Origin of the sequence: Streptomyces sp. NRRL F-5630, from assembly GCF_000719475.1 — a bacterium.
GTDB lineage: Bacteria > Actinomycetota > Actinomycetes > Streptomycetales > Streptomycetaceae > Streptomyces.
Genome location: NZ_JOGO01000064.1, coordinates 1 through 13,871, shown reverse-complemented (window position 1 = coordinate 13,871; position 13,871 = coordinate 1). Strand labels below are relative to the sequence as shown.

Below are 13,871 nucleotides of genomic sequence, written 5' to 3'. Positions count from 1 at the left end.
CTCCATGACGGCCACGGTTTCCCTGCTCCTCATCGGCCCTTCGGCCACGTCCGCGCGGTGGCCGAGGACGTCAGGCTGACGCTGCGCGCGCATGATCAGAAGCGGCTGGCAGATCTGTGCAAGCGGAAGGCGCCGCAGGGCGCGCGGGGCGGTGTGGTGAGGGTTCGCGGGTGGCTGCGACTACACGCGGCAGGCCGTCGCCGAGGAGAACTCGCCCGCGAACTCGGTGCACGAGGTGCTGCGGCGGCAGGGCTGCTCTCCGGGACGTGGTGCCTGGACGTGGACGGGGATCTCGCCGAAGATAGACGCCGAACTTCTGTCGCTCACACCCGAGTTGGGCCTGCTCGCGCACACGGGCGGCGTTGGGAGCCCGTACGCGGGACCCGAGGTGTTCGCGCGGGGTGTGCAGGTGACGCAGGTGGGCGGCGCGAGGGCGAGCCGCTGCGCCACGCGGTCGGGTCCGAAGCGCTCCTCCGTGTCGAGTGAGCCGCCCCTCTCTTCCCGCGCGGCCCATGAGGCGGCAGACTCGTGCCGCCGTCATCAGCCATGACCCCACCGCCCCCTCCGGAGGTTCTCCTTCCATGCGTCTCCAGCGCGTCGGCGCCGTCGGTGCCGAACGACCCGTCCTGCTCGGCACGGACGGTCATCACTACGACCTGAGCGGCCTGACCGACGACCTGACCCCCGAGTTCTTCCGCGGCGGCGGCCCCGCCCGCGTGGCCCGCGCGCACGACGCGGGTGAACTGCCGCGTACCGACGTGTCCGGGCAGCGGGTCGGGGCGCCCCTCGCGCGCCCGGGCGCCATCCTCTGCATCGGGCAGAACTACACCGCGCACGCCGCGGAGTCGGGCGCGAAGCCGCCGACCGAGCCGATCCTCTTCTACAAGGGCCCGAACTCGCTCGCCGGGCCCGAGGACGACGTGCTGATCCCGCGCGGCAGCGAGCGCACCGACTGGGAGGTCGAACTCGGGGTCGTCATCGGGAAGCAGGCGCGTTACCTCGGCCCCGACGAGGACCCGCTGGAGTACGTGGCCGGGTACGTGCTCTCCAACGACGTCTCGGAGCGCACCGTCCAGCTCGAAGCCCCGGGTGGGCAGTGGTCGAAGGGCAAGAGTGCGGAGACCTTCAATCCGCTGGGCCCGTGGGTACTGACCGCCGGGGAGCTGCCCGCCCCGCAGGCCGTGCGGCTGCGCTCGTGGGTCAACGGCGAGGCGCGGCAGGACGCGTCGACCGCCGACATGATCTTCTCGGTCGCCGAGATCGTGCGGCACCTGTCGCAGTACCTCGTCCTGGAGCCCGGCGACCTCGTGAACACCGGTACGCCGCAGGGCGTGGCGCTCTCGGGGCGCTTCCCCTACCTGCGCGCGGGGGACGTGATGGAGCTGGAGGCCGAGGGGCTCGGTCGGCACAGGAACCGGCTCGTGCAGGCGTAGAGGCATAGCGGAGGTGGTGCGGGGCCGCACCCTGGTGCGGAGCCGCACCCGCGGCCCCGCGGCGCTCAGCCCGCGTACGGGAGCGGGGGCAGCCCGCGCACGCCGGGCTCGGCGCGGAAGACGGCGCCCGCGTCGGGGTCCTCGTGCGGGGCGAGGTCCTGGCGCGAGGTGGTGATGAACAGCTCGCGGTAGCCGGGGCCGCCGAAGGCGCAGGCGCTGACCTGGCGGGCGCCGACGTCGACGACCGCGTCGAGCGTCCCGTCCGGGGCGTAGCGGCGGACCGCGTGCCCGCCCCACAGGGCGATCCAGATGCCGCCCTCGGCATCGCGGGTGATCCCGTCGGGGCCGCCGTCCGCCGGGTCGATCCGCACCCACGGTTCCAGGGGGCCGAAGTCGCCCGTGACCGGGTCGGGGTGGAGGCGGAAGACGGTGCCCGTGCCGGTGTCGGCGTAGTGGGCCTCGCTGCCGTCGGGGGCCCAGACGAGGCCGTTGGAGATCGTGGCGCCGCGGTGCACGACGCTCGTGGTGCCGTCCGGGGCGAGGCGGTGCACACTGCCCGCGCCGCGTCTGGCGTCGTAGGCCATCGAGCCGCAGTAGAAGCTGCCCCCGGGGTCGCAACCCCCGTCGTTCATCCGCACGGTCGGGTCGCTCCACAGCTCGGGGCCGGGGCGCACGGTCCCGTCGGGGTCGACGCGCGTGAAGCCGCGCGCGACGGCCGCGACGATCCCGCCGCCCGTGCGCGGGCGCCAGGCGGCGAGCACGTCGCCGAGGTGCAGCCGCTCGGGCCGCGCGTCGGCGTCGAAGGTGAGCAGGTCGCCCCGCGTGAGGTCGACGATGCGCAGTCTGTCCGCCGCCGGGCCCCAGCCCGGCCCCTCGCCGTGGTGGGTCACCACCTCGCTCCACCGCTGCGCGCGCACCCGTGCTCCTCGCGTCCCTGCGGCCCGGCCGGGCCGTCCCGCAGGGACGATACCCGTGATCACCCAGGCCGCCGCGGCAGCGCTACCCAGGGCGGGTCTGAGTACTTCCACGGAGGCGCACGGCGGCGCGGTGCGCGAGTCTCAAAGAGTCAGCGCTCGTCCTGTAGAGACGGCCCGCCCACCGAAAGGCCCCGACAATGCCCGCGTCCCCGCGCACCCTCGTCGCCACCGCCCGCCGCCTGCTACTGCGCCCGCTGCCGCTCGGGTACCTGACGCTCGTCGCGGCGGTCGTCTGCTGGGTGATCGCCGACCACTACCTCGTGGAGCACGCCGACGCGAGCATGGCGGGTGTGTGGATCTTCTTCTCCACCGCGCCGGTCTCGATGCTTTTCGCCGCGCTGCCGACGCCGCTGTTCTGGGCCGGGCCCGTCGTGGGCGCGCTCGTGAACGCGCTCGTGCTCGGGGTGCTCGCCGAGCGGTTGGGCGGGCGCGAGGGCCGTTCGCACTCGCGGCCCGCCTGAACCGGCACGAGCGCGCGCACGGCGTTTCAGTAGAGCTTGTCCACCGCTGTCACCGCCGTCCGCCGGAAGGCCGCGACGGGCGCGGAGTCGAAGCCGCCGAGCTGGGCCCACTCCACGAGCGTGACCGTACGCCCGTCACGGCCCACCGCCCACAGGGAGACGTCGGAGGCGCCCTGGCTCCTGACGGTGTGCACCCCGTAGACGTGGGCGCCCTCCTCGACATCCAGCTTTCCGTAGTACTTCTGCGTGGCGGTGACGTCGGGGTCCTCGGCGGCACGCTCCGCGCAGCTCGCGAGGCTGCGGCGGAGCACTTCCGCGTAGTCGGCGGCGCGCCGCTCGTCGCGCTCCACGACGACGACCTGGAGGGCGTTGGTGTCGAGGTCGGTGCGGAAGACGCGGTGGCTCGCGGTCGAGGGCAGGGTCTCGCCGCCGCAGAACGGCAGCGGGTCGGGACGCCCGGCGGTGACGGGCCCCGCGTACCAGCGCGAGGAGGGGTGCGGGGGCAGCTCGCGCGCGGTCACATAGTGCGGGCCGGCGCTCCCCGCGAAGGCCGGCGCGGCGCCCAGCAGGCCGCCGGCGGTGAGCGTGAGAAGGGCGAGGGCGGCGCGCCGGAGGTGGCGGGGCCGGGTGAGAGTGCGGATCATGCGGTGTCTTCCCCCTGGTCGTACGGTCATCCGCCCCGTACGACGGCTGGGCCTCCCCGCTCGGTTCCGACAGCCCCTCAAACCACCCGTTGGAGTGAGGTCCGGCGGTAGGCGGCCTTTCGCGCTTACCTTCGCGCTTACGGCATCAGCACCGCGTACGCGAGGAAGAACCCCGCGATGAACAGCACGAGCACGCCGATCGCGAGGAGCGGGGCGGCGGTCCAGCCGCGCGCCGGGTCCTTCCAGGGGCCCGGCTCCGACGTACTGCTCTCGGCGGGCGGGGTCTCGCCGAGGGGTACGCCGCCGCCCGGTTCGAGGCCCGTCGTGAAACTCGGATCGGCGTCGGTGTTGGACACAGGAGTCGCGTAAGTACTCATGCCTGCGGGATGCCCGCCCGTCGCGTCCGATAAGCACCTTTCACGCGTTTTATCGCCTGCAAGGGACACGGAGCGCCCGGGTCCGCGTGCCGGATGCCGCACGCATCAGGGCTTGCACCCCGCCGGAAACTTTGGAAATCTACTCCCGAACGAACGGTCGGTAGATGTTGAGGAGTACGACATGACCGCGACCCCCGTAGAGGGCGCGCGCCCCTCCGCCCGGCGCCGTCCGAGCTTCCACAGGCTCCGCGTCGCCCAGGTGGAGCGGTTGTGCGAGGACGCCGTCGCGGTCGGCTTCGACATCCCCGAGGAACTGGCCGAGCAGTACGCGCACCGCCCCGGCCAGTCGCTCACCCTGCGCCGCGAGGTGGAGAGCCGCGACGAGCGGCGCTCGTACTCGATCTGCTCCCCGGCCGGGACCGCGCCCCGCATCGGCGTGCGCGAGGTCCCCGGCGGGCTCTTCTCCTCCTGGCTCGTCCACGAGCTGCGGGAGGGCGACGAGGTCGAGGTCATGTCCCCGACCGGGGTCTTCACACCCGACCTCGCGACGCCGGGGCACCACGTCCTCATCGCCGCGGGGTCCGGGATCACGCCCATGCTCTCCATCGCCGCCTCCGTGCTCGGCGCGGACGAGGACTCGCGGGTCACGCTCCTCTACGGGAACCGGCGCGCGGGCACCGTGATGTTCGCCGACGAGCTGGCCGACCTCAAGGACCGCTACCCGACCCGCTTCGAGCTGGCGCACGTACTCTCGCGCGAGCCGCGCGAGGCCGAGCTGTTCAGCGGCCGGCTCGACGCGGAACGCCTCGCCGCCCTCGTCGCCGCGCTCGTGGACGTCGAGGCGGCGGACCACTGGTGGCTGTGCGGCCCGCACGGCATGGTCACCGACGCGCGGGACGTGCTCGACGGACTCGGTGTCCCGGCCGCGCGCGTGCACCAAGAACTCTTCTTCGCCGACGGCGAGCCCGTCACCCCGGCCGTCCGCCCGGACCGCGCCGCCGCCACGGACGGCCCCGTGAGCGAGGTCACCGTCGTCCTCGACGGCCGCTCCACGACCGACGCGCTGCCGCGCGACCGCACCCTGCTCGACGGCGCCCAGGCCACCCGCTCGGACCTGCCCTTCGCCTGCAAGGGTGGCGTCTGCGGCACGTGCCGCGCGCTCGTCACCGAGGGCGAGGCGGACATGCGCCGCAACTTCGCCCTGGAGGAGAACGAGGTCTCCGCCGGGTACGTGCTGACCTGCCAGACCTTCCCCGTCTCCGAGAAGCTGACCGTCGACTTCGACAGCTGAACGCCGCCGCCGACCCGGTCGCCCCAACGGGTCGGGCGCGGCGCTCCCGAGCCGTCCACCGGACCTTTGGCCACGGATCATCCCGGTAGGGTCCCGGGCGGACGGAAAGGGGACGAAGGTGACGGACAGGGAAGCCGTACGCGGCGAACCGGCGCGCGGGGCGGAGGCGCCCGGAAGCGGACGGTGCACGGTCGTGGTGCTGCACGGGGGGAAAGCCGAGGGCCGGGAACCGGCGCGGCCCTGGCAGCCCGCCGCGCTGCGCATGCGGCCGTTCGCGACGGCGCTGCGCCGTGCCCTGCCGCGCCGCGACGCCGAGATCGTCCCGGTGCGCTACCGCTACCGGGGCTGGAACGGCAGCGCCGCCGACCCGCTGCGGGACGCCCTGCACGCCCTCGACGCTCTCGCGGCGCGCGACGGCGAGCGCCCCGTCGTGCTGCTCGGGCACTCGATGGGCGGTCGCGCGGCGCTGCGCGCCGCGGGGCACCCCACCGTGCGCGGGGTCGTGGCGCTCGCCCCGTGGTGCCCCGAGGACGAGCCCGTCGCCCAGCTCGCGGGCCGTGAACTCGTCATCGTCCACGGCGACCAGGACCGTGTCACCGTCCCCGATGCCTCCTGGCGGCTGCTCGCGCGCGCCCGCGCGGAAGGGACGCGGGGCTCGGGCGTGCGGCTGACCGGCGGCGAGCACACGATGCTGCGCTACGCGGGGGTGTGGCGGCAACTGGCGGTCGGCGCGGTGACGGGGCTGCTCGGCGCGGGACCGCTGCCTCCGGAGGTCGCGGAGGGGTTCACCTCGGCCGAGCCGGTCGCGGTCGGGGCGGGACGCACGGCGAAGACGGGCTGAGCGGCGGGAGACGCACGGGGCGCGGGCCCCGGGACGGAGGAGTCTGGGGTCTCGCCGGGGCAAGGCTCCAGGGCTCCCCTGCGGTGTGGCCCTCACCTCCCGGCAGTGGGGCCCTCTTGACACCCCCGCCGGGCGCCGTTTGGATCGGGGCATGGATCAGCGCAGGGTTCTGACGCGGCGTCGCCACGTGGACCTCTCCCGGGTGTCGAGCGCGGCGTGTCGCTCCGCCACGGGTGGTGTGCGCTCGCACTGAGCGGCGCCCCTGCCCCGTACCACCTCCGTCCCTTCCCCGTACGGCGTCGCGCCGCGCCCACCGAGCGCCTGCGCCGTGCTCCTCCCCGCGCGCCCCGGCGGGTCCGCCGTGCCGAACGGAGCTTTCCCGTGCCCCTGACCTTCCACTGGTTCCTGCCCACCAACGGCGACAGCCGCGAGGTCGTCGGCGGCGGCCACGGCACCCCCGTGACCGCGAGCGGCAGCGACCGTCCGCCGTCCGTCGATTACCTTGCCCTCATCGCGCGCTCCGCCGAACAGCTGGGCTTCGAGGGCGCGTTGACACCGACCGGCACGTGGTGCGAGGACGCCTGGCTGACGACGGCGATGATCAGCCGGCACACTGAGCGCCTCAGGTTTCTGGTGGCCTTCCGGCCCGGCGCGCTCTCCCCGACCCTCGCCGCGCAGATGGCCGCCTCCTACCAGTGGCAGTCGGGCGGGCGGCTGCTGCTCAACGTGGTGACCGGCGGCGAGAGCGCCGAGCAGCGCGCGTTCGGGGACTTCCTCGACAAGGAGGAGCGCTATGCCCGTACAGACGAATTCCTGTCTGTGGCAGGGAGGTTGTGGCGCGGCGAGACCGTGGACCACGCCGGTGAGCACCTCGCGGTCGAGGGCGCGCGCCTCGGGCGGCTCCCCGACCCCGTGCCGCCCGTGTACTTCGGCGGCTCCTCGCCCGCCGCACTGCGCGTCGCGGCACGGCACGCGGACGTGTACCTGACGTGGGGTGAGCCGCCCGCCGCCGTCGCGGAGAAGATCGGCGCGGTACGGGAGTTGGCGGCCCGCGAGGGACGTGAGGTGCGCTTCGGCGTCCGGCTGCACACGATTACGAGGGACCGCTCCGCGGACGCGTGGGCGGAGGCGGCGCGGCTGCTCGACGGGATCGACGAGAAGCTCGTCGAGGACGTGCAACGAGGTCTCGCGCGCAGCGAGTCGGAGGGTCAGCGGCGGATGATCGCGCTGCACGGCGGGCGGCGCGACGCACTGGAGATCCACCCGAACCTGTGGGCGGGCGTCGGACTCGTCCGGGGCGGCGCGGGCACCGCGATGGTCGGCTCGCACGAGGAGGTGGCGCGGCTCGTCGAGGAGTACCACGCGGTGGGCGTCGACGAGTTCGTCCTCTCCGGCTACCCGCACCTGGAAGAGGCGTACTGGTTCGGCGAGGGAGTGCTGCCGCTCCTGGAGCGCCGCGGACTGTGGCGGAGCCCCGCAAGACGCCCGTCGCTCGCGCGGCCGTAGAACGAGTTGTCAGGCATGCGGTGCCCCGGCACCGCGTGCGTCACCGCGTCCTCGGTGACCGTCGTGAGGGAGTGGCTCCCGGGGGCGCTCCGGGCAGGGCGGCGGCTCGTGGGCGGGGCCGTCTCACTCGATCGGGCCTGCGGTGGACCGTCAGCCCGCCGCTGCATGGCCCCGGCCGCTCCCGCGCCACCTCGCCGAGCGGTGCGGCGGCGAGCATCCCGCGCCTTTACGCGCGCGCACGCGCGTCCCGCACCCGCGCGGTGTCGCCCGCCTGTACGAGCCCGTTCCGGTACGGGGGCGGTCCACCCGGGCGCCCCCGGTGGAGCACGGCGCCTCGGCCGACGGGGTGAACACGGTGGCCCGTACCGTCGGCGGCGCGGTCGGTGGCCGAGCGGGGGGTCACGCCCCCGGCAGGCGCAGTCCTGCCCGCGAGAGGCGGGTGTGCGGCGGCGTTCTGGCCCGCTTCGAGGCGCGCGGCGGCGGCTGTCGCCTTCGCGCTCAGCCCGCCGGGACAAACTTTCCGCGCGGTGAAGGTCCCGTGCCGGTGGACGGGGCGGGGCGCGGAAGGGGAATAGCTGTGACGACCGGCGCGGTTGCCGCCGGGTGACACACGGTCCGACGAAGGGACAGGCATGGGCATCGGCCGTATCGGTATCTGGAACGGACTGCTGAGCAAGGGGGACCCGGTCGCCCAGGAGGCGACCGCTGAGCTGGAGGAGCTGGGGTACGGGGCCGTGTGGCTCGGCGGGAACAGCAGCGTGACGGGGGCCGCCGCGCTCGTCGCGGCGACCTCGCGGATCACCGTCGCCAACGGCATCCTCAACATCTGGGAGCACACGGCCGAGGACGTCGCCGCCGAGGCGTCGGACCTCGACGAGGCGCACCCGGGCCGCTACTTGCTGGGGCTCGGCGCGAGCCACGCGCCCGCGGTGAAGAACTACCACAAGCCGTACTCGACGATGGTCGCCTACCTCGACACGCTCGACGCGGCCCCGCGCCCCGTTCCCGCCGAGCGCCGCGTGCTCGCGGCGCTCGGCCCCAAGATGCTGAAGCTGGCCGGGACCCGCGCGGCCGGCGCGCACCCGTACCTCGTGACGCCGCAGCACACCGCCGAGGCCCGCGAGATCCTGGGCCCGGACCCCCTGCTCGCGCCCGAGGTGAAGGTCGTGCTGAGCGAGGACGGCGAGCGGGCACGAGCGATCGGACGGCAGGCCCTGGAGATGTACCTCAAGCTGCCGAACTACACCAACAACTGGCTGCGCCTCGGCTTCACCGAGGAGGACTTCCGCGCGGGCGGCAGCGACCGGCTCGTGGACGCGACGGTCGTGTGGGGCTCCCCGGAGACGGTGCGGGGCAGGATCGCGGAGTACCACGAGGCGGGCGCCGACCACGTCGCCGTCCAGCTCCTCGACGGCAACGCCGACGCGCTGCCGCGCGCCGGATGGCGGGAGCTGGCGGGTGTGCTGGAGCTGAAGGGCTGAGGACGCCGGGGAGCGGACGCGGCGTGGTACGGGAACGGGCGCGCGCCGTTCGGCCCGGTCCGCACTCCTCGTACCGCTCCGCTCCCCGCTCCCTCAGCCGCGCCCGAAGGTATCGATACCCGTGCGCTGGGCCGAGAGGGCCCAGAGCCGGGCCGCCTGCTCGGGGTCGATCGCCCAGTCCTCGACGCCGCCGCTGCCCTCGGGGGCCTCGTCGGCGGGGAGGGCGACCTCGCAGTCCTCCAGGTAGAGGCCACCGAGACCGTCGAGGAGCGGCGAGGCCGCGGCGAAGACGGTCGTCGCCGCGCCCTGCTCGGGGGTCTTGAAGGCGGGCTCGGCCAGTTCCCCCCGCTCGTCGATCCAGCCCTTGTCCACCATCTCCTGGCGCTCCAGGTGACGCTGGAGCGGGGTGAGGATGCCTCCGGGGTGCAGCGCGAAGGCCCGGACGCCGTCCTCGGCGGCGAGCGCGTCGAGCTGGACGGCGAAGAGCACGTTGGCCGTCTTGGCCTGCCCGTACGCCTTCCACTTGTCGTAGCCCTCGCGGAAGTCGATGTCGTCCCAGCGGATGCCGGAGCGCAGGTGCCCCGCGGAGGACAGCGCGACGACGCGGGCACCGCCGTCCGCGACCAGTGCGGGGCGCAGGAGGTTGGTGAGGGCGTGGTGGCCGAGGTGGTTCGTGCCGAACTGGGCCTCCCAGCCGGGTCCGACGCGTGTCTCGGGGCAGGCCATGATCCCCGCGTTGTTGATGAGAAGATCGATCGGGCGGCCCGAGCCGAGGAACTCATCGGCGAAGGCGCGGACGCTGTCGAGGTCGCCGAGGTCGAGCGCGGCGACCTCGGTGCCCTCGATGCCCGCGAGCGCCTCGCGCGCCGCCCCGGGCCTGCGGGCGGGCACGAGGACGTGCGCGCCCGCCCCGGCGAGGGCACGGGTGGTCTCCAGGCCGATCCCGGAGTAGCCCCCGGTGACGACGGCGAGCCTGCCGCCGAGATCGACACCGGAGAGCACCTCGCTCGCGGTGGAGTCGTGGCCGAAGGGGGAACCGAGGGGGCGTTGCTGGTGACGAGTCATGGCGGCGACGCTACGAACTGGAGCGCACTTCAAGTCAAGCGCGGCGCGGAGGGACCTGCCGAGCCGTACGGGGCGCCCGCCGGGGGGTCGGCGCGGTTGCGCGAACGCCCCCGGCCGCGCCGGAGCGGGCCCGGGGGCACGTACGTCGCGGCGGAGGCCGCCTACGGCACGTAGTTGAACTCGTCCGGGTGGAATCCCGTGCGCTCGTCGCGGTTCAGGGCCGAGATCTCGGACATGTCGCCCTCCGTCAGCGCGAAGTCGAAGAGGGCGAAGTTCTCCTCGACGCGGGAGCGCGTGACGGACTTCGGGAAGACGATGTCGCCGCGCTGGATGTGCCAGCGGAGCGTCACCTGCGCGGGTGTCTTGCCGAGGCGGTTCGCGATGCTCGTGATCACCGGGTCCTTCAGGACGAGGCCCTGCGCGATCGGGGACCACGCCTCGGTCGCGATGTCGTGCTCGGCACCGAAGGCGCGCACCTCCTCCTGGGTCAGGTACGGGTGCACCTCGATCTGGTTGACGGCGGGGACGACCTCCGTCTCCTCCAGGAGGCGCCGCAGGTGGTGCGGCTGGAAGTTCGAGACGCCGATCGCCTTGGCGCGGCCCGAGCGGTAGACCTCCTCCAGCGCCTTCCAGGTCTCGACGAAGTCGCCGACCTTCGGCAGCGGCCAGTGGATCAGGAAGAGGTCCAGATAGCCGATGTCGAGATCGGCGAGGGTCTGGTCGAAGGCGGCGAGCGCGTCGTCGTGGGCATGGAAGCCGTTGTTGAGCTTGCTCGTGACGAAGAGCTCCGCCCGGTCGATCCCGGACTCGCGGACCGCCTGCCCGACCTCCTTCTCGTTGCCGTACATCTCGGCGGTGTCGATGTGCCGGTAGCCGACGTCGAGGGCACTGAGCGTGGCCTCCTTGGTCTTCTCCGGCGGGATCTGGAAGACCCCGAAGCCGAGCTGGGGGATCTCCACGCCGTTGTTGAGGGTGATGTTCGGTACTGCGGGCACGTGCCCTCCTCGGTAGGTCGGCGGGGGCGGGAGCCGTACGGATCGCGCGCGGGCGAGTGCTCCACCGCCACGGGGGTTCGCCTCCCCGTTTTCCAGCGGCGGAAAACACCCTTTTACCCCGTTTCGACACGATGTGCGCTGCTTGTCACGCGCGGTACGGACCCCGAAGCGGGCGGAGGGGGTGCCTCCGCCACGGCTCCGCGTGCCCTCGCATTCCCCTCGCACACCCCCGGTGCGGCTCAGCCCCGCTCGCGGGCGGCGCGGAAGCGGTCGCGGCCCTCGGCGAGGTCGACGAGCGGCGCGGGGTAGCCCTCGTACGCCCCGGGCCCGAGCTTCCACGGCTCGTGCACCGCGCGCCCTTCGACGCCGCGCAGCTCAGGGACCCAGCGGCGTACGTAGTCGCCCCGGGGGTCGTACTTGCGGGCCTGCGTGAGCGGATTGAGGACGCGCCCGGGCCGGGTGTCGGTACCGGTCCCCGCGACCCACTGCCAGTTCATCTGGTTGTTGGCGAGGTCGCCGTCGACGAGGAGGTCGAGGAAGTGCGCGGCGCCGAGCCGCCAGTCGAGGTAGAGGGTCTTGGTCAGGAAGCTCGCGGCGAGGAGCCTGCCCCGGTTGTGCATCCAGCCCTCGTGCGCGAGCTGGCGCATCGCGGCGTCGACGACGGGGTAGCCGGTGCGGCCCTCGCGCCAGGCGGCGGCCTCGCGCTCGGCCGCCCGTCCGGTGCGCCAGCGGTCGCCGCGCGGTCGGTAGTCCTCGTGGGCGACGGCGGGGCGCGCGGCGAGCACCTGGTGGTGGAAGTCGCGCCAGCACAGCTGCCGCACGAAGGCGTCGGCCCCCGCCCCGCCGGTCGTGCGGGCCCGGCGCACGCATTCGGCAGCCGAGAGCGCGCCGAAGTGGAGGTACGGGGAGAGCCGCGAGGTGCCGTCGGCGGCGAGGTCGTCGTGCAGGTCCTCGTAGCGGCCGACGCCGCCGCGGCACCAGGCCGCGAGCCGCGCGCGCCCCTCGCGCTCGCCGCCCTCTGCGAGCGCCGGGGAGACGCCCGGGACATCCGCGCGACGCGGCACCTCGTCCGAGCGGACGTGCGAGGGCACGCTCACCTGGCGGGGCGCGCCGAGGGGGTCGCGCAGGCGCTGGGTGGCCCACTGGCGGTGGTACGGGGTGAAGACGGCGAAGTGGTCCTTGCCGCCGGGGACGACCTCGCCGGGCGGCAGCGCCGTGATCACCGCCTCGTGCTCGACGAGTTGGGCGCCCGCCTCCTCCAGCGCGGCGCGCAGGCGGTCCGCGCGGCTCCTCGCGTACGCGCTGAGCCCGGCCGCGACGTGGACGCGCTCCGCACCCGTGGAGCCGACGAGTTCGCGCACGACGCGGACGGGATCACCCTCGCGCACGACGAGCCGCCCGCCGCGCTCGCGCAGCCCCGCGTCGAGGTCGCCGAGGCAGTCGGCGAGGAAAGCCGCGCGGTTGGGCGCGAGGAAGCCGGCCTTCTCGATGCCGGGGTCGCGGACGAAGAGCGGCACCACCTTTTCCGCCTCGCGCGCGGCGGCGCGCAGCGGCGGGTGGTCGTGCAGGCGCAGGTCGGAGGTGTAGAGGACGATCGATGCCTTCACGGCGGGCTCCGCTGGGGGACGGACAGGACGGACTACCGCGATGATCGCCGGGCCAGGGGCCCACGGCGCGCTCCCCACGCGGGAGGGCGGGAGGCGAACACCCGCGCGAAGCGTGCGCGTTCCAGGGCCGGCTCCGGGCGGGCGGGGTCAGCCCGGGTCCGTGCGGCCGTCCGAGGAAGCTGCGCGGTCCGTCTCGGCGCGAGCCGAGGGGCAACTCCCGTGCGGCGCGCGCAGGGTACAGCGACCGGGGCCGGGAGGGGGCGCACTCGGGTCAAGCGCTTCCACTCCCTTGACGTGAACACGTGGCTCGGTATGGTCTAGTCCAAGTGGCCCAGACCTTTGGGAACCCCGGTACTCCCGTGCCGTGTTCACCGGTCCTGGCCAAACGCCTTCGCGCCTCTTGCACCCCCACCCTGAGAGGCCCGCCCGGGACGGCACGGCGCCCCAACCGCCGGACCGCCTCCCCGCAGGCCGATCGCAGTGAAGGAGAACTCATGCACGCGAAAAGGAAGTTCGCCATCGGAGCGGGCGCCGTCCTGGCCCCCGCCCTCGCCCTGACCCTCGGCGCGAGCACCGCGAGCGCCCACGGCTACATCAGCAATCCGCCGAGCAGGCAGGCCCAGTGCGCGGCCGGAACCGTCTCCTGTGGCGACATCAAGTACGAGCCGCAGAGCGTCGAGGGGCCCAAGGGCCTGACGAGTTGCAGCGGCGGCAACTCCCGCTTCGCGGAACTCGACGACGACTCCAAGGGCTGGGTGGCGACCCCGGTCAACTCCTCGACGCAGTTCAGCTGGAAGCTCACCGCGCAGCACTCCACGAGCACCTGGCAGTACTTCGTCGGCGGCCAGAAGATAGCCGAGTTCAACGACGGCGGTGCCAAGCCGGGCGCCACCGTGACCCACACCGTCAACTTCGGCAACCTCAAGGGCAAGCAGAAGGTCCTCGCGGTGTGGAACATCGCCGACACGAGCAACGCCTTCTACAACTGCATCGACGTCACGGTGCGGTAGCAGTGCCCTAGAAGTGCCCCGCGGGAGAAGTCCCGCACGCCGGCCCGCGCGGCAGACGTCCCGTGCGGCAGGTCTCCCGTGCGGCAGGCAACACACCGCAAGCGGGACACGGCACTTCGACGAAGCGCGCGCCACGGGCCTGGACCCCCACCCCGGCCCGTGGCGCTTCCCCGGCCCCATCCC

General features: G+C 73.9%; 15 protein-coding genes. 8 read left to right on the top strand and 7 right to left on the bottom strand.

What is annotated here, in order from left to right; genetic code table 11:
- Positions 1–180 precede the first annotated feature (180 nt).
- A complete protein-coding gene (locus IF99_RS34130) occupies positions 181–327 on the bottom strand; it encodes a hypothetical protein (RefSeq protein WP_158716648.1) in 147 nt (48 codons plus the stop codon).
- Between the two features lie 254 nt (positions 328–581).
- On the opposite strand from IF99_RS34130, the gene IF99_RS0123865 reads away from it, so the two are divergent.
- Complete coding sequence (locus IF99_RS0123865; RefSeq protein WP_030999139.1) at positions 582–1,433, top strand: fumarylacetoacetate hydrolase family protein; 852 nt, start codon at positions 582–584, stop codon at positions 1,431–1,433.
- Between the two features lie 65 nt (positions 1,434–1,498).
- Here IF99_RS0123865 and IF99_RS0123860 read toward each other — a convergent pair whose 3' ends face one another.
- The gene (locus IF99_RS0123860) at positions 1,499–2,350 is read right to left on the bottom strand and encodes an SMP-30/gluconolactonase/LRE family protein (RefSeq protein ID WP_030999137.1); all 852 of its coding nucleotides are present in this window, start codon (positions 2,348–2,350) and stop codon (positions 1,499–1,501) included.
- A gap of 197 nt (positions 2,351–2,547) precedes the next feature.
- On the opposite strand from IF99_RS0123860, the gene IF99_RS0123855 reads away from it, so the two are divergent.
- Positions 2,548–2,871 (top strand): SCO4225 family membrane protein, encoded by a 324-nt coding sequence (locus tag IF99_RS0123855; protein ID WP_030999135.1) that lies wholly within the window; start codon positions 2,548–2,550, stop codon positions 2,869–2,871.
- Between the two features lie 26 nt (positions 2,872–2,897).
- Here IF99_RS0123855 and IF99_RS0123850 read toward each other — a convergent pair whose 3' ends face one another.
- Complete coding sequence (locus IF99_RS0123850) at positions 2,898–3,515, bottom strand: hypothetical protein (protein ID WP_030999129.1); 618 nt, start codon at positions 3,513–3,515, stop codon at positions 2,898–2,900.
- Between the two features lie 137 nt (positions 3,516–3,652).
- Positions 3,653–3,892 carry a DUF6480 family protein gene (locus tag IF99_RS0123845; protein ID WP_030999127.1) on the bottom strand — a complete coding sequence of 80 codons (240 nt, stop codon included), beginning with the start codon at positions 3,890–3,892 and terminating at the stop codon, positions 3,653–3,655.
- A gap of 181 nt (positions 3,893–4,073) precedes the next feature.
- Here IF99_RS0123845 and paaE point away from each other — a divergent pair, with 181 nt between their 5' ends.
- The 5 genes from paaE to IF99_RS0123820 all read left to right on the top strand — a co-directional run bounded on the left by paaE (position 4,074) and on the right by IF99_RS0123820 (position 9,011).
- Positions 4,074–5,183, top strand: coding sequence for a 1,2-phenylacetyl-CoA epoxidase subunit PaaE (gene paaE / locus IF99_RS0123840; protein ID WP_030999125.1), 1,110 nt, complete (start codon positions 4,074–4,076; stop codon positions 5,181–5,183).
- Between the two features lie 118 nt (positions 5,184–5,301).
- Positions 5,302–6,024: an alpha/beta hydrolase gene (locus tag IF99_RS0123835; protein WP_030999124.1), complete on the top strand. Its 723-nt coding sequence runs from the start codon at positions 5,302–5,304 to the stop codon at positions 6,022–6,024.
- A gap of 151 nt (positions 6,025–6,175) precedes the next feature.
- On the top strand, positions 6,176–6,277 hold the full coding sequence (locus IF99_RS35820; protein WP_420705712.1) for a putative leader peptide: 102 nt from the start codon (positions 6,176–6,178) through the stop codon (positions 6,275–6,277).
- A 128-nt stretch (positions 6,278–6,405) separates the two neighbouring features.
- The gene (locus IF99_RS0123830) at positions 6,406–7,530 is read left to right on the top strand and encodes an LLM class flavin-dependent oxidoreductase (protein WP_030999122.1); all 1,125 of its coding nucleotides are present in this window, start codon (positions 6,406–6,408) and stop codon (positions 7,528–7,530) included.
- 632 nt (positions 7,531–8,162) lie between these two features.
- Positions 8,163–9,011, top strand: coding sequence for an LLM class F420-dependent oxidoreductase (locus tag IF99_RS0123820; RefSeq protein ID WP_030999119.1), 849 nt, complete (start codon positions 8,163–8,165; stop codon positions 9,009–9,011).
- A gap of 93 nt (positions 9,012–9,104) precedes the next feature.
- Here IF99_RS0123820 and IF99_RS0123815 read toward each other — a convergent pair whose 3' ends face one another.
- From IF99_RS0123815 to IF99_RS0123805, 3 genes are all read right to left on the bottom strand, one after another.
- A complete protein-coding gene (locus IF99_RS0123815; RefSeq protein ID WP_030999117.1) occupies positions 9,105–10,076 on the bottom strand; it encodes an SDR family NAD(P)-dependent oxidoreductase in 972 nt (323 codons plus the stop codon).
- 161 nt (positions 10,077–10,237) lie between these two features.
- Positions 10,238–11,071 carry an aldo/keto reductase gene (locus IF99_RS0123810; protein WP_030999115.1) on the bottom strand — a complete coding sequence of 278 codons (834 nt, stop codon included), beginning with the start codon at positions 11,069–11,071 and terminating at the stop codon, positions 10,238–10,240.
- Between the two features lie 239 nt (positions 11,072–11,310).
- A complete protein-coding gene (locus tag IF99_RS0123805; RefSeq protein ID WP_030999113.1) occupies positions 11,311–12,678 on the bottom strand; it encodes a cryptochrome/photolyase family protein in 1,368 nt (455 codons plus the stop codon).
- A gap of 494 nt (positions 12,679–13,172) precedes the next feature.
- Between IF99_RS0123805 and IF99_RS0123800 the strand changes: the two genes are divergently transcribed.
- Positions 13,173–13,688, top strand: coding sequence for a lytic polysaccharide monooxygenase auxiliary activity family 9 protein (locus IF99_RS0123800; RefSeq protein WP_030999111.1), 516 nt, complete (start codon positions 13,173–13,175; stop codon positions 13,686–13,688).
- The last annotated feature ends 183 nt before the right edge of the window (positions 13,689–13,871 follow it).